Source organism: Achromobacter deleyi, assembly GCF_013116765.2.
GTDB lineage: Bacteria > Pseudomonadota > Gammaproteobacteria > Burkholderiales > Burkholderiaceae_B > Achromobacter > Achromobacter deleyi_A.
Window position 1 is genome coordinate 758,278 of record NZ_CP074375.1, and the last position, 18,542, is coordinate 776,819.

General features: G+C 63.4%; 14 protein-coding genes and 1 tRNA gene. 5 read left to right on the forward strand and 10 right to left on the reverse strand.

Translation table 11 applies throughout. The features are described 5' to 3' along the window. Positions 1-16 precede the first annotated feature (16 nt). Complete coding sequence (locus HLG70_RS29710; protein ID WP_419144829.1) at positions 17-193, reverse strand: hypothetical protein; 177 nt, start codon at positions 191-193, stop codon at positions 17-19. Between HLG70_RS29710 and HLG70_RS03525 the strand changes: the two genes are divergently transcribed. Genes HLG70_RS03525 through HLG70_RS03535 form a run of 3 tightly spaced genes read left to right on the forward strand, consistent with a single transcriptional unit; the run spans position 113 to position 3,851 of the window. Continuing rightward, on the forward strand, positions 113-1,249 hold the full coding sequence (locus HLG70_RS03525) for a DesA family fatty acid desaturase (protein ID WP_419144806.1): 1,137 nt from the start codon (positions 113-115) through the stop codon (positions 1,247-1,249). The two genes, HLG70_RS29710 and HLG70_RS03525, sit on opposite strands and share 81 nt — an antisense overlap. Continuing rightward, positions 1,246-3,540 carry a UvrD-helicase domain-containing protein gene (locus tag HLG70_RS03530; protein WP_171663934.1) on the forward strand — a complete coding sequence of 765 codons (2,295 nt, stop codon included), beginning with the start codon at positions 1,246-1,248 and terminating at the stop codon, positions 3,538-3,540. Before HLG70_RS03525 ends, HLG70_RS03530 begins: the two co-directional genes overlap by 4 nt. 5 nt (positions 3,541-3,545) lie before the next feature. Further along, a complete protein-coding gene (locus tag HLG70_RS03535) occupies positions 3,546-3,851 on the forward strand; it encodes a chorismate mutase (RefSeq protein ID WP_171663933.1) in 306 nt (101 codons plus the stop codon). Between the two features lie 66 nt (positions 3,852-3,917). On the opposite strand, the gene HLG70_RS03540 is transcribed toward HLG70_RS03535, so the two are convergent. The 9 genes from HLG70_RS03540 to dapC form a co-directional block, all read right to left on the reverse strand. Beyond that, on the reverse strand, positions 3,918-5,099 hold the full coding sequence (locus HLG70_RS03540; protein ID WP_171663932.1) for a cytochrome-c peroxidase: 1,182 nt from the start codon (positions 5,097-5,099) through the stop codon (positions 3,918-3,920). Beyond that, positions 5,072-7,708, reverse strand: a complete 2,637-nt coding sequence (locus tag HLG70_RS03545) for a secretin and TonB N-terminal domain-containing protein (protein WP_171663931.1) — start codon at positions 7,706-7,708, stop codon at positions 5,072-5,074. The genes HLG70_RS03540 and HLG70_RS03545 overlap by 28 nt, the downstream gene beginning before the upstream one ends. Before the next feature lie 115 nt (positions 7,709-7,823). After that, the gene (locus tag HLG70_RS03550; RefSeq protein WP_171663930.1) at positions 7,824-8,756 is read right to left on the reverse strand and encodes a FecR family protein; all 933 of its coding nucleotides are present in this window, start codon (positions 8,754-8,756) and stop codon (positions 7,824-7,826) included. Next, positions 8,753-9,241 carry an RNA polymerase sigma factor gene (locus HLG70_RS03555; RefSeq protein ID WP_171663929.1) on the reverse strand — a complete coding sequence of 163 codons (489 nt, stop codon included), beginning with the start codon at positions 9,239-9,241 and terminating at the stop codon, positions 8,753-8,755. Before HLG70_RS03555 ends, HLG70_RS03550 begins: the two co-directional genes overlap by 4 nt. Before the next feature lie 129 nt (positions 9,242-9,370). Continuing rightward, on the reverse strand, positions 9,371-11,302 hold the full coding sequence (locus HLG70_RS03560; RefSeq protein WP_171663928.1) for an ABC-F family ATP-binding cassette domain-containing protein: 1,932 nt from the start codon (positions 11,300-11,302) through the stop codon (positions 9,371-9,373). Then, positions 11,299-12,195 carry a 50S ribosomal protein L3 N(5)-glutamine methyltransferase gene (gene prmB, locus HLG70_RS03565; protein ID WP_171663927.1) on the reverse strand — a complete coding sequence of 299 codons (897 nt, stop codon included), beginning with the start codon at positions 12,193-12,195 and terminating at the stop codon, positions 11,299-11,301. The genes HLG70_RS03560 and prmB overlap by 4 nt, the downstream gene beginning before the upstream one ends. A 10-nt stretch (positions 12,196-12,205) precedes the next feature. Next, positions 12,206-13,420, reverse strand: coding sequence for a succinyl-diaminopimelate desuccinylase (dapE, locus tag HLG70_RS03570; protein WP_234103369.1), 1,215 nt, complete (start codon positions 13,418-13,420; stop codon positions 12,206-12,208). Next, a complete protein-coding gene (gene dapD, locus HLG70_RS03575; protein ID WP_171663926.1) occupies positions 13,421-14,242 on the reverse strand; it encodes a 2,3,4,5-tetrahydropyridine-2,6-dicarboxylate N-succinyltransferase in 822 nt (273 codons plus the stop codon). 24 nt (positions 14,243-14,266) lie between these two features. Continuing rightward, positions 14,267-15,463 (reverse strand): succinyldiaminopimelate transaminase, encoded by a 1,197-nt coding sequence (gene dapC / locus HLG70_RS03580; protein WP_171663925.1) that lies wholly within the window; start codon positions 15,461-15,463, stop codon positions 14,267-14,269. Between the two features lie 47 nt (positions 15,464-15,510). Between dapC and HLG70_RS03585 the strand changes: the two genes are divergently transcribed. Both HLG70_RS03585 and HLG70_RS03590 read left to right on the forward strand, forming a co-directional pair. Then, positions 15,511-15,597, forward strand: a tRNA-Leu gene (locus HLG70_RS03585). Positions 15,598-16,592: 995 nt separating this feature from the next. After that, positions 16,593-18,476, forward strand: coding sequence for an acyltransferase family protein (locus HLG70_RS03590; RefSeq protein ID WP_171663924.1), 1,884 nt, complete (start codon positions 16,593-16,595; stop codon positions 18,474-18,476). The last annotated feature ends 66 nt before the right edge of the window (positions 18,477-18,542 follow it).

An 18,542-nucleotide genomic window follows, 5' to 3' on the forward strand; every position in this document is an offset into this window, starting at 1 on the left:
AAACTTCAGCCACTTCTCAAGCGAGGCTCATAACAGCTTTATGGATTACATCCTCTCCTTCATTGCCGGTGGTCTGACCCAAGCTACTTGGTGGCAGGTCGTCGTTTTCACCCTGGTAGTGACGCACATCACCATTGTTGCGGTCACCGTCTTTCTCCATCGCAGCCAAGCGCACCGCGGTCTGGATTTGCATCCTGCCGTCATGCACTTCTTCCGCTTCTGGCTCTGGATGACGACCGGCATGGTCACCAAGGAATGGGTCGCCATTCACCGCAAGCACCACGCCAAGTGCGAAAAGGAAGGCGACCCTCACTCGCCCATCCTGTTCGGCATCTGGAAGGTGTTGTTCCGCGGCGCGGAACTCTATCGCGAAGAATCGAACAACAAGGAAACCATGGCCAAGTTCGGCCACGGCACGCCTGACGACTGGCTCGAACGCAACGTCTACAGCAAGCACAGCCTGTGGGGCGTGCTGAGCATGCTCGCCATCGACGTGGCCCTGTTTGGCGCCGTCGGCGTGACGGTGTGGGCAGTGCAGATGGCCTGGATCCCCTTCTGGGCGGCCGGCGTCGTCAATGGTATTGGCCACTACTGGGGCTACCGCAACTACAACAGCCCGGACACCAGCACCAACGTGTTCCCCTGGGGCATCGTGATTGGCGGCGAAGAGCTGCACAACAACCACCACGCCCACGGCACGTCGGCCAAGTTCTCGGCCAAGTGGTATGAATTCGACATCGGCTGGTGCTACATCAACATCCTGAAGTTCCTTGGCCTGGCCAAGATCAAGAAGGTTGCGCCCAAGCTCAAGCTGGACGACACCCGCACCGGCATCGACCTGCGCACGCTGCAAGGCGTGATCACGCACCGCTACGAAGTCATGGCCCGCTATGCGGACGTGATCAAGAGCGCCGCTCGCGAAGAACTGAGCAAGCTGAAGGCCTCGCGCCAGGAAGGCAACGCCGAATGCGGCTATACCAAGCTGCACCAGGTGCGCCGCGCCATCCACCGCAACGAGGACATCCTCCAGCCTGAACAGCTTGCCGCCGTGGACAAGGCAATTGCCCAGAACAAGTCGCTGTCCACGCTGGTGCAGATGCGCCGCGAACTCGGCCGCATCTGGGAAAGCTCCAGCGCCAGCAGCGAACAGCTCCTCAATGACCTGCAGGCCTGGTGCCAGCGCGCCCAGCAAAGCGGCATCGCCGGGCTTGAGCAATTCGCTCAACATCTGCGCCGCTACGCGGCATGATGCTAGAGAAGCTCAACCCTGAACAACGCGCCGCAGTAACGTTAGAACCGCAGCACGCCCTGGTCCTGGCCGGGGCGGGCAGCGGGAAGACCCGGGTGCTCACCACCCGCATGGCCTGGCTGATTCAAACCGGCCAGGCTTCGCCTTTTGGGCTTCTGGCGGTCACGTTCACGAACAAGGCGGCCCGCGAGATGCTGGCGCGCATGTCGGCCATTCTGCCGATCGATACGCGCGGCCTCTGGATCGGTACCTTCCACGGCCTGTGCAACCGCATGCTGCGCGCGCATCACCGCGATGCCGGCCTGCCGCAAAGCTTCCAGATCCTCGACGTCACCGACCAGCTTGCGGCCATCAAGCGCCTCATGAAGGCCAACGGCGTCGACGACGAAAAATATCCCCCCCGCGATGTGCAGCGCTTCATCAACGGCGCCAAGGAAGAAGGCCAGCGTCCAGCGGATGTCGAGGCCTACGATCCCCATCGCCGCCGCCTGATCGAGATCTACCAGCTTTACGAAGCCCAGTGCCAGCGCGAGGGCGTGGTGGACTTCGCCGAGTTGCTGCTGCGCGCCTACGAACTGCTGTCGCGCAACGCGCCGGTCCGCGAGCACTACCAGCGCCGTTTCCGCCACATTCTGGTCGACGAGTTCCAGGACACCAACACGCTGCAATACAAGTGGCTGCGCCTGTTGGCCGGCGGCGGCGCGGCCATTTTCGCCGTGGGCGACGATGACCAGTCCATCTATGCGTTCCGCGGCGCCAACGTCGGCAACATGGCCGACTTCGAGCGCGACTACGCGCACGGCACCGTGATCCGCCTGGAGCAGAACTATCGGTCCTTCGGTCACATCCTGGATTCGGCCAACGCGCTGATCGGCCACAATACGGGCCGCCTGGGCAAGAACCTCTGGACCGAGCAGGGCGAAGGCGAACCGGTGCGCGTCATCGAGCAGCCCTCCGACGGCATGGAAGCGCAGTGGATCGTGGACGAAATCCGTTCCCTGATCCACGAAGGCAGCGACCGCCGCGAAATCGCCGTGCTTTATCGCAGCAACGCGCAGTCGCGCGTGCTGGAACACGCCATTTTCTCGGCCGGCATTCCTTACAAGGTCTACGGTGGATTGCGCTTTTTCGAGCGCCAGGAAATCAAGCACGCGCTTGCCTACCTGCGCCTGATGGCCAACCCGCACGACGATACGTCGTGGATGCGGGTCGTCAATTTCCCGACGCGCGGCATCGGCGCGCGCACGCTGGAGCAGCTGGCCGACGCGGCCCGCGCGCACGACACCAGCTTGTACGCCGCGGTGGCGCTGGTCGGTGGCAAGGGCGGTTCCAACCTCGCCCAATTCGCGCAGCTGATCCATCGCCTGATCGAAGAAACGCGCGACCTGCCGCTGCCCGAAATGGTCGAGCACATGCTCGAGGCCAGCGGCCTGAACGCCCACTACAAGGCCGAACGCGAAGGCGCCGAGCGGCTGGAAAACCTGAACGAACTGATCACGGCCGCGGCGGTGTTCGCTTCCGAGGAAAACTACGACGGCATGCCCGCCGGCGTGGTGCCCGAGCAGGGCACCTCGTCGACGCTTATGCCGGGCGTGGTGGACGCGCCCATCGTGGCGACCGAAGGCCTGACCCCGCTGGCGGGGTTCCTGTCCCACGCGGCGCTGGAGGCCGGCGACAACCAGGCCCAGCAAGGCCAGGACGCCGTGCAGCTCATGACGGTGCATGCCGCCAAGGGCCTGGAGTTCGACGCCGTCTTCATCACGGGCCTGGAAGAGGGGCTGTTCCCGCATGAGAACAGCATCCTGGAGCCCTCGGGGCTGGAAGAAGAACGCCGCCTCATGTATGTGGCGATCACCCGCGCGCGCCAGCGCCTGTACATCAGCCTGGCGCAAAGCCGGATGCTGCATGGCCAGACCCGCTACGCCATGCGCTCGCGCTTCCTGGACGAAATTCCCGAGCAGCACCTGAAATGGCTGTCGCCCAAGGCGGGGCTGGCTCCGGTCAGCGCCACGGGGGCGGGCTGGGGCGGGGGCAACCGCGGCGATGCGTTTGGACGCAAGGCAACCAATACCATTGCGCCGCGTCAACCCCGTGGCGTCGCTACCGGCGTCACGGTGGGCGACAAGCAGTATCGTGTAGGTCAGGGCGTGCATCACGCGCGGTTCGGCGATGGCACGATCATCGGCTTGAGCGGAGCGGGGCAGGACGCCCAAGCGGAAATCCAGTTCCGCGACGTAGGCGCCAAGACCTTGGCGCTGGGTATCGCCAAACTTGACATTGTTCAGGGTTGACAGACATGGCCAACAACGATTCCCCGAAAGCAGAGTTAGCGGCGCTGCGCGCCGAGGTCGATGAAATCGACCAGCAGATCATGCTGCTGCTGGGCGTGCGGTTCCGTTGCACGGACATGATCGGCGAACTGAAGACGAACCATGGCATGGACCTGGTGGATCCCAAGCGCGAGACCCAGCAGGTCGAACGCATTCGCCGGCTGGCCGAAGAGGCGGGCGTGCCGCCCGCGCTGGCCGAAACCATCCTGCGCGAAGTGATCGACACCGTGATCGACCACCACACCCGCCTGCGCGAGCGCCCGTACTCGTAACGCCAGGCCAGGCGGCGCCCGATGCTTGCCCGCGCAAGCCACCGGACGCCGCTTTCCCCCTTTCCCCTACAAGACCTTCATGAACGCCAGCAAGGCGTCGATCTCGTCCGCGCTCAAATCCAGGGGCCGGATGTGCGCGGACTTGCGCGGCGCATAGGGATCGGGCGGGTCGGACGGCGCCGGGTCCCGGCCCATTCCGGCGTTGTACATCCGCAGCAGTCCCTTCAGGTCGGGAAACAGGCCGTTGTGCATCCAGGGACCGGCCCGCGACACGTTACGCAGGCTGGGAGTCCGGAAGGTTCCCAGGTCGGCGGGGTCGCGCGTGACCTCGAAGCGGCCCAGATCCTGGTTGCGGCGCGCGTAAAAGGACAGCCCGATGTTGTGGAACCGGTGGTCCGTCAGCAGCGCGCCGTTATGGCAGTTCATGCAGCGGGCCTGGGTGCGAAAGAGATGCATGCCGAGCAGTTCGGTGTCGTCCAGCGCGTCCGGACGACCGGCGACGGCATCGTCAAACCGCGTGGGTTCCGGACGCAGGGTGGCGACATAGGCCGCCAGTGAACGCGCCAGGCGGTCCGCATCCACGGGCGATTGCGACGCTGGAGCGGCGCCGAATGCACGCAGGAACTGGGCGGGGTAGGGCTCGGTATCGCGCAGCCGCGCCACCGCCCCGGCTGCATCGTGGTTCATTTCGCGCGGGTCATGGATGGGGCCAAGCACCTGTTCCTTCAGCGTGGCCGCGCGCCCGTCCCAGAACAGCCGGGGCGCGAACGGAGCCGCGTACAGCGGCGTGGAGCGCCGCCTGCCCATCAGCCGGTCTTCGCCCATGGCCAGCGCCAGGCCATCGGTGAAGGCCCGTTGCGGCAGATGGCAGGACGCACAGGATATCTGCCCCTTGCGCGACAGGCGGGTGTCGAAGAACAGCGTCTGCCCCAACGTCACGATGTCCGGCCGCGCGACGTCCGCCGCCAGTTCGGCCTGGCCTGCATTGGCGGCGGTCCAGGTCAGCGGCGGGCTCGAAGGAGGCGGCACGGCAGCCCATTCCGACCAGGCGATGCCTGGATCGATGGACGGCGCCGGCCAGTCCGAAGCGGGGCCGGAGTACTTGGCGCGCAGGCAGGCCGCGTCCCACCCGCCCGGTTCGTGGCACGGCGACCGGGCGGGCTGCGGCGTGGGCGCGACCTGCGCCGCGCAAGCTCCAGCCGCCAGCGCGGCGCCCAGGATCAGAAGCGGTAACCGACTTGCAGCCATAGCTCCCGTCCTGATTGATATGTGCTGCGGTTGGTCTTGATGTTGGGGTTGCTGGCCGTCACTGCCGGCGTGCGGTTCAGCACGTTCAGGACCTCGACCGTGAACTCCAGATTGCGCGCGAAGGTGGGCTGCCAGGCCAGCTTGGTGTCCCATGTCCAGTAAGCGGGAACCTGGCCGGACTGGTAGCGGTCCAGGTAGTCGGGCTTGGGCCCCAGTCCCACGTAAATGACCGCGTCGCGCTTGCTGCGCCAGTTCAGCATGTTGCTCCAGACCAGCCCCGTGCGCGGCCACGCGCCGATCAGGCTGACCGAGGCGACTTGCGGCTGGTAGAACGAGCCTGGCGGCAGATCGATGGCGCGTATCCGCGAGCCGTTGTAGATCACGAAATCGTCGGGATTGCGCGCGTCGCTGCTGTAGCCTTCGACCAGATCCATATTGGTCTTGCGCTTCTGCCAGCTCCAGGACGCCTGCATGTTCCAGCGCGTCTCGCCCAGATTCCAGGGGTCCAGGGTGCGCAGCGTGATGCTCACGCCATCGGTGGTGGACAGCCCTTCGTTGGTGTACTTGTACCCCTCGGTTTCATTGCCTGTCTTGGCCCATTGGTCGCGGCCGTTGCGGCGCACATAGCTCAGTGCGCCTTCCATGCCGGCAAACCGTTGCCGCAGCGATACCGCCCATTCGTCGTCGTAGGGCATGTTCAGCCCCTTGTACTCGACGTAGTACGCCTTGCCGCCGTTCGCCACGGGCTTGCCCTTGGAGTCGAGCACCTGACGCCGCAGCCGGCTGGTCTCCGCCTCCAGCGCGGTCTCCAGTATCTCGGCGCCGTAGTAGCGCGACCACCCCGCGCTGAGCAGCGTGTCGCCCGATCCGAACATGTCCCAGTCCAGGCGCGTACGCGGCGAGATGTTGTTGCTGCCCAGGAACGTCTCGCGGTCATAGCGCAGCCCCGCGTCCAGGGCCAGCCGTTCCCATTCGATACGGTCCGACAGGTACAGGCCCACCATGTTGTAGTTCACGTCCACCGTGCCGGGCAGATATTGGACCTTGCTGAAATCCTGGTACTTGCCGTTGCTGCTGTAGGCGCGGCGGTACGAATAGGACTCCTGGAACCGCTCGAACTGCGCGTTGATCTGCTGCACCTCGGCGCCGGCATAGGCCGTGTGCGTGAACACGCCCGTGCGCACCGGGTCGAGATCGATCCGGCCCTTGAGCGTCCAGGTGTCCTGCTGCTTCTGTTCCTTGCCGAAGCCGCCCGCGGTGTATTGCGGCAGCTTGTATGGCTGGAACGTGACCAGCTCGTTGCCATTGGACTCGCGGTTGCTGAGCGACCTGTCCCAGCCGGCCTGCAGCGACAGGCGCCCGCCCCGCAGCAGATGGTCCACATTGGCGCTTACCCCGCGCGCGCCCTGGTTGTTGTCCCAGCGAGTCTCGCGGAACAGGTCGCTGGCCAGCGTCTCGCTGCGGTCGCTGTATTTCAGCGTCAGGTCCGCGACGGTCTCGGCGCTGGCATGGACGCTGAACTTGCCCAGGAAGTTGTCGATGCGGTCGCGGTAGCTCGACTGGCCGGGCAGGGGCTGACCCGCGTCGTCCACGCCCATGTTCCAGCGGGTGATGTCTGATTCGCGCCTCGACATGGCAAGCACCGCGCCCGATTTTTCATTGAAGGCGATGTCGCCGACAGCCGAATAGAAACGCTTTTTCCATTCCGGGGAATAGCCCGGCTTGCCTTGCGCCCAGCTGTTCTCCTCGCCTTCGGCCACCTTCTGCTGGGTCATCTTGGACGTATTCCAGCGGTAGTCCACGTCGAGGTGGTTCTCGCCTGAAAATCGCCGTAATCTCGCGTCCACGACGCCGCCTGTGAAGCGGCCGTATTCCACGGGCACGAAGCTGTCGTGCACCCGTACCTCCTCAAGCAGACTGGTATCGAGGAAATACGATTGCGGGTTGCTGGGGATGTTGCCGACCTGCAGGTTCAGATTCTTGCTGGCCGGGTCGATGCGATTGGTCGCATCCATGCCGTCCAGCTGGAACAGGTTCTGATACGGGCTTGAGCCGTGGAATGAAATGTCTTCGACGCTGAGCGATCCCCGGTTCTGCGAGCCGCTGGCGCCCGGGTTCGTGCGCACGGCGGGGTGGGTCGCCACCAGCGAGCTGATGTCCCGGTTCGAGGTCGGTGTCTGGGCGATATCCTCCCGCGTGTAGGTGCGTTCGCCGATCTGCTCGCCGTACACGCGCACGGCGTCCAGCCGCGATGCGGAGAACTGGGTGGTCTTGTCGACGTAGACGATGTAGCGGCCGGGGCCGTCCGCGCGCAGCGACAGGCCGGAGCCGGCAAGCAGCCGGTCCAGCGCCAGCAGCGGCGAATATTCGCCTTGCACGGCGGGCGAAGTCTTGCCGGCGACCGCGGCCGGCGTGAACGAGATTTCCAGGCCGGACTGGCGGCCCAGCGCGAGCAGCGCATCGCTCAGGGGCTGCGCGGGCAAATCGTAGGACACGGGCTGCGCCGCCTGCTGGGCGGCGGTGGGTGCGCCCCAGCTCAATGCGGCGCAGAGGATTGCCGCCGAAGCGCCGCGCCGGGGGGTGAGTCCGGCGGTAGAGGGTGAAGGCATGAGTCAGTCCAAGCTGTGTTGATGTCAGCCGTAGGACGTGGCGCAGTGCCGTTTACCTCAGCAAATCCGTCATGAATAATTTATATTGATTCTCGTTTACCGATTGGAAACAGGATCAGCGCAGGATCAGCAAGCCAGGCAGGTCCGTGATTTCCACGCTGGTCTGCGCCAGCAGCAGCGCCAGGGCACGCTTGGGATCGCCCACGCTAGCCGTGCCCGACACGCGTACGCCTCTTGCCGACTCGCCCAGTACGATGATGTGCTTGGCCGTATAGCGCGACAGTTGCGCCGCCACGTCCGGCAGCGCGAGGTCGTTGAACGCCAGCAGCCCCTGGCTCCAGTCGGGCGCGGATTCCCGTTGCGCCGCGCCCTGGGCGATGCCGGCGGCGGACACTTGCGCGTTTTCGCCGGGGCCCAGAATCAGTTCTTGCTTGCCCGCGCATGCCAGGCATTGCACGGCCACGCGATGCTCGTACACGGTGACGCGCGTGCCGTCGTCCCCGCGTCCCACGACGTAGCGGGTGCCCAGGGCGGAAGCCGTTGCGTCCGCCGTGACCACGGTGAACGCCGGACCCTGCTCTTGCCGCGGCGTGGCAGTGAACAGCGCCCGTCCCGCCAGCAGCCTGACTTCGCGCTTTTGCGCGGAGAAGTCGATGGCGATGGCCGAATGCGCGTCCAGCGTGGCGCTGGAGCCATCGGGCAGGGCGATGCGGCGCACCTCGGCGCCACTGGTGTAATCCGCGCCAGCATGCACGTTCTGCGCCAGGTGCCAGGCGGGCCAGGCGGCCGCCAGCAAGGCGAGCGCGGCAGCAGTGCGTTTGCGTGCGCGGCGGGGAGGGGCGATCCTGCTGCGGTCGATCTCGCCCATGCGGCGCCACAGGCGCGACAGTCTTTCGTACGCGTCGGCATGGCTGACATCGGCGTGATACCACGCATCGAATTCCGCCTGAGCCTGCGCATCCAGCGTCTCGCCGCTGCGGCGGATCACCCAGCGCGAGGCGGCTTCAGTGGCGCTCTGAGGCCGCCGGCCGGTAGGCGCCGGGTTCAAGCGGTCAACGCCTGGTCGCAGGCGAGCAGGATACGCATCATGTGCTTCTCGACCGCGCTCACCGAGATGGCAAAGCGTTCGGCGATCGCGCGATAGGTCAGGCCTTCGTGGCGGTGCAGGACGAATACGTCCAGGCTGCGGCGGGGCTGGGCGAGCAGGGCGGTTTCGAGCCGCCGCAAGGTCTGGTTGGCCGCGGCCACGTCCAGCGTGTCGGCCTCATACGCCACGGGCAGCGCGGCGGCATAGTCGGCGGTGGCGGTCATCTCGCGGGTGCGGCGGCGGTGCCAGTCCGTGGCGATGTTGGCTGCGACGCGGAACACATACGCCCGGTCATTGTCGGGACGCGTCCTGTCCTTGAATTCCTCAAGCTTGATCCAGGTGTCCTGCGCACAATCCTGGGCGACGTCACGCGAGCCCGTGCGCATTGAAAGAAAGCCCAATACCTCGCGGTAGTGCTGGAGAAATACGTCCGTAAGCGAAGACATGTCGCTGACGCCCAGCGCCAGATAGAGTCAGATTCGCGGCAAAGTATAAATGATAATAGTTATTATTACTAGGTTAACGAACCCAGCCGCGGGCTACGCAGGCGGCGGCGGTGGCCGCCGCCTTGCGCATCAGGCTTCGCTCTGGTCGATCTCTTCCAGGGAGCCCTGGAGTTCCAGCCACTGCTCTTCCAGCTCGTCCATGCGCTTGCCGTGTTCGCCATGTTCGGCCATGACTTTCTGGCGTTCCGCGCGGCGCGCATCCGAATACAGATCCGGGTCCGCAATGACGGCGTCCAGCGCGTGCAGCTTCGCGCGCAGCTTTTCCATCTCGGACTCGACCTTGGCCAGCTTGCTTTCCAGCGGCTTGCGCAGGGCGGACAGGCGTTGGCGCAGTTCGGCCTCGGCGCGGCGCTGCGCCTTGCGGTCGACGACGGGTTCGCCGCCTTCGGCGTTTTCGCGCGCCTCGGCGCGCTCGCCCGCGTTGCGGGCCGCCAGCCAGTCCCGGTAGTCTTCCAGGTCGCCGTCGAACTCGCGCACCGCGCCGTCCGCGACGATCCAGAAGCTGTCCACGGTCGTGCGCAGCAGATGGCGGTCATGCGATACCAGCAGCATGCTGCCGCCGAAATCGGCCAGGGCGGTGGCCAGGGCCTCGCGCGTTTCCACGTCCAAGTGGTTGCTGGGTTCATCCAGCAGCAGCAGGTTGGGCTTTTGCCAGACGATCAGCGACAGCGCCAGGCGCGCCTTTTCGCCGCCGGACATGGGGCCGACCTTGCTGGTCACCGTGTCGCCCGAAAAACCGAAACCGCCCAGGTAGTTGCGCAGCTCCTGTTCGCGCGCTTCGGGCGCCAGGCGGGCCAGGTGCGCGATCGGCGTGCTGTCCACGTCCAGCATGTCGAGCTGGTGCTGGTGGAAGTAGCCGATGGCCAGCCCGCGAGAGGCGCGGCGTTCGCCCGCCTGCACGGGGATCTCTTCGGCCAGCGTCTTGATCAGCGTGCTCTTGCCGGCGCCGTTTGCGCCCAGCACGCCCACGCGGCTGCCCGCGCGCACCATCAGCGTCACGTCCTGCAGGATGGGCACGGCGTTGCCGGCCGCGTCCGTGTAGCCGGCCGACAGGTGTTCCAGCGTCAGCAGCGGATCGGGCACCTGATCCGGCGAAGGGATGCGGATGTCGATGCCGGCTTCGGCTTGCAGGGGCGCAAGCACTTGCATGCGCGCCAGCGCCTTGACGCGGCTTTGCGCCTGCTTGGCCTTGGACGCCTTCGCCTTGAAGCGGTCGATGAAGCCTTGCAGCCGGGCCGTTTCGCGGGTTTGGCGTTCGTAGGCGATATTGGTCTGGCGCAGGCGTTCTGCACGCTGCGTCAGGAAGTCGCCGTAGCCGCCGCGGTAGCGCGTCAGCTTGGCGTGGTCGAAATGCAGGATGGATTTGGCGACCGCGTCCAGGAACTCGGTATCGTGGGAGATCAGCATGACGGTGCCTTCGTAGGCGCCCAGCCATTTCTCCAGCCACAGCATGGCGTCCAGATCCAGGTGGTTGGTGGGCTCGTCCAGCAGCAGCAGTTCGGATGGCGCCATCAGCGCGCGGGCAAGCGCCAGGCGCATGCGCCAGCCGCCCGAAAAACTCTCGACCGGCTGCGTCCATTCGGCGGGCTTGAAGCCCAGGCCGGCCAGCAACTGTTCGGCGCGCGAGGGCGCGCTCCAGGCGCCGGCCTCGACCAGCGCGGCCTCCACTTCGGCGATCTCGGTGCCGTGGTCGTCGGAGAGCCCGGCGCGCTGCGCCTGCAGCGCGCGCAGGTGGGTGTCGCCGTCGATGACGAACTCGCGGGCCGGGCGGTCGTCCGCGTGCAGTTCCTGCTCGACGCTGGCAATGCGCCAGCCCACGGGCACGGACAGGCTGCCCGCGTCCAGGTCCAGCGCGCCGGTCAGCAGCGCGAACAGCGAGGACTTGCCTGCGCCGTTCTTGCCCACGATGCCGACGCGCTCGCCAGGGTTCACGACAAATTCAGCGCCGTCCAGCAGCACCTTCGTGCCGCGGCGCAGGGTCAATCCAGTAGCGCGTATCACAGGCTCAGTTGCTCGCGGGTAAGCAGCAGAAGCTGGTCCGAGGCTTCTTCCGTATCCAGCCAGACCGGCGACAGTTCCGGGAAGGCGGCTTCGAAGAAGTCGCGTTCGTGGCCGATCTCGAGCACCAGGACGCCTTCCTGCGTCAGGTATTGCGGCGCCGCGGCCAGGATGCGGCGCACCAGGTCCATGCCGTCATCGCCGCCGGCAAGCGCCAGCTGCGGCTCGTGCAGGTATTCCTGGGGCAGGGCACCCATGGAGCCGCTGTTCACGTAGGGAGGATTGCAGACGATCACGTCGTACTGGCGCGCCGGCAGATTGTCGAACAGGTTGCTTTCGTGCAGGTCCAGCCGGTCGGCCAAGCCATAGTCGTCGACGTTGCGGCGCGCCACTTCCAGCGCGTCCCTGGAAACGTCGACCGCATTCACGTGCGCATAGGGGAACGCCAGCGCGGACAGGATGGCCAGGCAGCCGGAACCGGTGCACATGTCCAGCACGTTTTCCACGGCCAGCGCATCCTGCACCCAGGGCGACAGCCCTTCGTCCAGCAGCTCCGCGATGGGCGAGCGCGGCACGATGACGCGCTTGTCCACGTAGAAGCGGTGGCCGCGCAGCCAGGCCTCGTTGGTGAGGTAGGCGGCGGGCACGCGTTCGGTCACGCGCCGTTCCAGCAGATCCAGCACGCGGTCGCGCTCCTCGCGGATCACGCGGGCGTCCAGGAAGGGCTCCAGCGTGTCCAGAGGCAGGTGCAGGGCATGCAGCGTCAGGTAGACCGCCTCGTCCCAGGCATTGTCGCTGCCGTGTCCCAGCGCGACCTGGGCGCTGTTCAGGCGCGACACGCCATAACGGATGAGGTCGCGCAGGGTCAGCAGTTCTTCGTGGGCGGATTGATGCATGTGGGGCTTTTCATTTTTGCAGCAGGAGGTTTTCCAGCGTGCGCCGATAGATGTTCTTGAGCGGGTCCAGCGAGGCGATCTCGATACGCTCGTTGACCTTGTGGATCGTGGCGTTGCCGGGGCCGAACTCGATGACTTGCGGGCAGATCTTGGCGATGAAGCGGCCATCGGACGTGCCGCCGGTCGTCGACAGTTCGGCGGTGACGCCGGTCTCGGCGTGGATCGCCTGCACCAGCGCGTCGGTCAGCGAACCGCGCGGGGTCAGGAAAGGCTCGCCGCCCAGTTCCCAGTCCAGCTCGTATTCCAGGCCGTGCTTGTCCAGCACCGCATGCACGCGCTGCTTCAGGCTTTCCGGCGTGCTGGCGGTGGCGAAGCGGAAATTGAACAGCGCCACGGCCTCGCCGGGCACCACGTTGGTGGCGCCGGTGCCCGAGTTCAGGTTGGACACCTGGAACGTCGTGGGGGGGAAGTACTCGTTGCCCTGATCCCATTCAATGCCGACGATCTCGGCCAGGGCCGGGGACAACTGGTGGACCGGATTGCGCGCCAGGTGAGGGTAGGCCACGTGGCCCTGGATACCCTTGACCGTCAGCTTGCCCGACAAGGAGCCGCGGCGGCCGTTCTTGCAGGTGTCGCCCAGCACGTCGCCGGACGTGGGTTCGCCGACGATGCAGTAATCGAGTTGTTCGCCACGCGCCTTCAGCGCGTCGCAGACGATGGCGGTGCCGTCGACCGACGGGCCTTCTTCGTCCGAGGTGATCAGCAGCGCGATCGAGCCGCCATGCTGCGGGTGGGCCGCCACGAATTCCTCGGCCGCCACCACGAAGGCGGCGATCGAGCTCTTCATGTCGGCGGCACCGCGCCCGTACAGCCAGCCGTCGCGTTCGGTGGGCACGAACGGGTCGCTGTCCCACTTTTCGCGCGGACCCGGAGGGACCACGTCGGTGTGACCGGCAAAGACGGTCAGCGGCGCGGCGCTTCCGCGCCGGGCCCACAGATTGGTGACGCCGCCCTGCGCGATGGTCTCGCAGGTGAAGCCGATTCGTTCCAGGCGGGCGGCAAGCGCCGCCTGGCAGTCTTCATCCGCCGGGGTGACCGACGGGCGGGCGATCAGGTCCTTGACCAGATCCAGTACGGCGGAAGGGGATTGCCCCTCCTGCCGCGTAGCGACTGCCTCCCCAAGGGAGGGTGCGCGCCCTTCGGGCGGCCGTAGGGGCGTGCTCATTTACGCCCTCAGCAGATCGTTGATGCTGGTCTTGGCGCGGGTTTGCGCGTCGACACGCTTGACGATGACGGCGCAAGCCAGGCTGTGCGAGCCATCGGCCGACGGCAGCGAGCCGGGGACCACGACCGAACCCGAGGGCACGCGGCCATAGGTGACCTTGCCCGTGGCGCGGTCATAGATCTTGGTGCTTTGCGACAGGAACACGCCCATGGCCAGCACCGAGTTTTCTTCGACAACCACGCCTTCCACGACTTCCGAGCGGGCGCCGATGAAGCAGTTGTCTTCGATGATGGTGGGGTTGGCCTGCAGCGGCTCCAGCACGCCGCCGATGCCCACGCCGCCCGACAGGTGGACGTTCTTGCCGATCTGCGCGCACGAACCGACGGTGGCCCAGGTGTCGACCATGGTGCCTTCGTCGACGTAGGCGCCGATGTTCACGTAGGACGGCATCAGGATCACGTTGCGGCCGATGAAGGCGCCGCGGCGGGCCACGGCCGGCGGGACCACGCGGTAGCCGCCCTGCTTGAAGGCGTTGTCGCCGAATTCCGAGAACTTGAGCGGCACCTTGTCGTAGAACTGCAGGGGAGCCTGGCCCATGATGGCGTTTTCGTTCAGGCGGAACGACAGCAGCACGGCCTTCTTGATCCACTGGTGCACGACCCAGTCGTCGTTGATTTTCTCGGCCACGCGCAGGCGGCCCAGATCCAGGCCGTCGATGGTGTGCTCAACCGCTTCGCGCACTTCGGCGCTGGCGTCGGAGGGCGACAGGTTGGCCCGGTCGTCCCAGGCTTTTTCGATGGTGGTCTGCAGGTCGAGAGTCATAGCGGCTCAGCTTTTAAAGGTTGATCAAACAGAAGTATGTACAAAATGGGCGATGCGCTCGGCTGCCTGCACGCAGTCAGCCAAAGGCGCCACCAGGGCGATGCGGATGCGGCCATGGCCCGGATTCATGCCATGGGCTTCGCGCGCCAGGAAACTTCCCGGCAGCACGGTAACACCGGTGCGGCCATAAAGGTCGCGGACGAATGCCGTGTCCGACCCCGGCGTGGCCGCCCACAGGTAGAACGAAGCTTGCGGGCGCGACACATCCAGCACGTTCTGCAGGATGGGCAGGACCGCATCGAATTTTTCCCGGTACTGGCGGCGGTTGTCCTTCACGTGCGCCTCGTCCGTCCAGGCGGCGACGCTCGCCGCGGACACCAGCGGGCTCATCGCACTGCCATGATACGTGCGATACAGCAGGAAACGGCCAATCAGCGCCGCGTCGCCCGCCACAAAGCCCGAACGCAGGCCCGGCACGTTGGAACGCTTGGACAGGCTGGAAAACGCCACCAGGTTGCGGTAGTCGTTACGGCCCAGGCGGCGCGCCGCCTGCAGCCCGCCCAGCGGGGGATTGCCCTCGTCCAGGTAGATCTCGGAATAGCACTCGTCCGACGCAATCACGAAACCATGGCGGTCGGACAGCTCGAACAGCGTTTCCCAGTCGTCCAGCGACATGACGTTGCCGGCGGGGTTGCCCGGCGAGCAGACGAACACCAGACGCGTCTTCTTCCAGACCGCGTCCGGCACCTGGTTCCAGTCGGACGCAAAATTGCGCACCGGGTCGGCGTTGACGAAGTAGGGCGTGGCGCCCGCCAGCAGCGTGGCGCCTTCGTAGATCTGATAGAAGGGGTTGGGGCAGATCACGACCGAGCCTGCCGACGGATCGATCACGGTCTGCGTGAACGCAAACAGCGCCTCGCGCGAGCCCAGCGCAGGCAGCACCTGCGTCTCGGCGTCGGGCGCGGGAATGCTGTAGCGGCGCGCCAGCCACTCCGAGATCGCCCGGCGCAGGGCGGGGTCGCCCTTGGTGGACGGGTAGACGGACAGGCCGGCAAGATTGTCGCGGATGGCCTGCCCGACGCGCTCCGGCGCGGCGTGCTTGGGCTCGCCTATCGACAAATTGATGGGCGTCAGACCGTCCGGTTGCGAGCTGGCGCTAGCCAGCAAAGCTCGCAGTTTTTCGAACGGATAGGGGTGTAGGGCATCGAGGCGCGGATTCATGACGCAAGATTTTACCAAGCAAGCTACAATAGCGGGCTTGGCCTATTGCGAAGGTGGCGAAATTGGTAGACGCACCAGGTTTAGGTCCTGACGCCGTAACAGGTGTAGGGGTTCGAGTCCCCTCCTTCGCACCAAGAACATTAAGATCGTTGATTCGGCATTATCAATGCTTTGCAAATCAACGATTTAGCGGGTGGGGTGGGTTGCTGGTTCACTGCTAAAAATCAAGAAATCGCAGTGACTGGCCCCATCCTGGCCCAGTCCTGACCCCACTTGGCAGGTATCCAGAAGACGGCAAAAGGGAGCGCTGGGAGCAGGTTCGGCTTGCCGCGTTCGAACGCTGTCTTCTACCCCTGGACCTGCCCATGTCCAAAGTCCCAGCATGTCTTCGGCCTGAAGTCCGCGTTGCTCGATGCGCTGTTCGGGAAGTACCGGGGACGGGCTGATCTATCTGGCTTCACGTCCACCACAGCCGCCACACATCCTTGCTCAGTTGCCTTTGCCTGCATGGTCACGAGGGTGCGATGAGGTTGCCCGGCTTTCGTGCCGTGGGCCTGACGATGGCGCTCCGGGGACGCGCTGCCGGCGGTCGATGTGATCGCCAGGGGCGCCAGCACCAGCCGCGCGAACGCGAGTGGGCGGCCCAGGGCCCAGGGTGGCAAACAGGGTTTTGAAGTTAGTCATTCGACGGTGTCCCTCAGGCTCACTCAGACTGCGAGTGCATGTCCCAGTGAAAGAACCTTGTTTATCCGCGCCTTAAAGTGTCGAAAATCTGGTTCGATTGGTCGCGCCCGGATTTCGACGGTCATTATTTGCTGATGGTGCTGCCGGAACTTAGGACATCCATGGCTTCTTCGACGAATTGAAGGATGCCTTCGGGCATGCGCGGCCTCTTTGGGCGGCGCAGATTGCCCTCCGACTTGCGATGCATAAGAAGCTACGAATTCCGCGTCCGTCGATGGCTGTCCGGCGGTGTTGGAAGCAGGGGTTCAAATCATGTCCGGGCCTATAGCGAAACCTTTTTGTGGCGCCGTAGGAAAGATATAATCGCGAAATTTTTCATAATTGCACCTGGTCGTCGAAGCTCGAAAAGTAGGCACTACCAGCGACTGACAGCAGACACGACACTATGGATTACAGACGAGAGATAGACGGACTTAGGGCGCTGGCCGTGCTGCCCGTCATACTTTTTCACGCTGGCTTTGAAACGTTCAGTGGCGGCTTTGTCGGCGTTGATGTGTTCTTCGTAATTAGCGGCTACTTGATTACAACAATAATCTTGGCGGAACTTGAGCAAGGCAAGTTCTCTATTGTTAATTTCTACGAACGGCGTTTTAGGCGCATTCTGCCAGCGTTGCTTCTTGTCATGCTTGTCTGTATCCCTTTCGCCTGGATGTGGTTGTTGCCAAGCGATATGAAAGACTTTTCGAAAAGCCTTGTTGCTGTCTCTGTATTTGCGTCGAATATTTTATTCTGGCGTGAAAGCGGCTACTTTGACACGGCGGCGGAACTTAAGCCGCTTCTGCATACTTGGAGCTTGGCAGTAGAGGAACAGTATTATGTTCTGTTTCCTCTTTTTCTGATGTTGTTCTGGCGGTTTGGAAAGCGCTGGATATTGGTTACGTTGTGCCTCGTGTTTGCCGGTAGTCTTGTCGTAGCTCAGTGGGCTTCTTATGCCGATCCAGCCGCAGCCTTTTATCTGTTGCCGACACGTGGCTGGGAACTGCTTATAGGTGCATTCGCCGCATTCGGCTTGTCTAAGGCTAACCAAAAAGATTTTGGTAAGGCTGTCAGCGAATTGGGTGGCTGGCTAGGTGTGGCATTGATTCTCTATGCCGTTTTCACCTACAGCAAAGCAACGCCATTTCCTGGTATTTATGCTCTTGTTCCCACCTTGGGCGCGGTATTGATTATATTGTTTGCTACGCAGCAGACGACTGTTGGCAGGTTTGTTGGTAATAAGGCGTTTGTAGGTGTGGGCTTGATCAGCTACAGCGCATACCTCTGGCATCAGCCGTTGTTCGCTTTTGCCAGGCATAAACAAGCTGATGATTACAATTTGCTCATATATGCGATCTTATCTCTGGTTGCGTTAATTCTTGCTTACTTTAGCTGGCGATACGTTGAGGCGCCTTTTAGAGCAAAGAACAAGATTGGACGAAGGAAGGTGTTTTTGTTCGCCCTTGGCTTTAGCGCCTTGTCCATAGTGCTTGGACTAATCGGTAATGCCAAGAATGGATTTGAATCCAGGCTAGATGATAGGCAAAGACATCTATTGTCCTTTAATTCATACCACTACAAGGATATTTACAGGCTAGGTGATTGCTTCTTGAATCCGGATCAGTCTTACAGTGAATTCAAGAAATTCTGTAATTCTGAAAGTTCAAGCGAAACCATCCTGGTGTGGGGGGATTCTCATGCTGCCGCATTATCGTTTGGGTTAAGAAGTGATTTTTCGAATGTAAGCCAATACACGGCTAGTGGTTGTCCTCCATTGTTGGGAGTTGCGGTCAGCTGGAGACCCATGTGTGAAGCCATTAATAAATTCGTTGGTCAAGAGGTGGCGATTCTGAAACCAAGGGCTGTGCTGCTTCACTCCAATTGGCTGCTTTATAACGATCAAAATATTCCTGTCAGTCTTCGTGCCACGATTGATTTTATAAAAGACAGGTCTCCAGATACAGAGATATTTGTACTGGGTGGAGTGCCGCAATATGCTCCAACTTTGCCAACCTATATGCTCAATAAGCGGGCATCGCTGGTTGAAGACTTGCGAATCGCATCTCCGAGTAATGAGGGCGTTTATCTTGTCGATAGCCAGTTGAAGAAGCTCAGTTTGGAGGCCGGAGTGCGCTATTTTTCCTCATTGGATTCTTTCTGTGGTGGTGGCAAATGTCTCGTCACCTCTCGTTTTGACGGAGATGTCATGCCTATGGCTTGGGATTATGGACACCTTACGTCTGCTGGCTCCGTATATCTGTCTAACAAGTTTAAGTCGTTCTTTGCCAAATAGTAGAGCGGTAGTTTTGCCAGATTTCGCATCAAAAGGAATCAGGCTTGGTGTATCAAGTGCCGCATC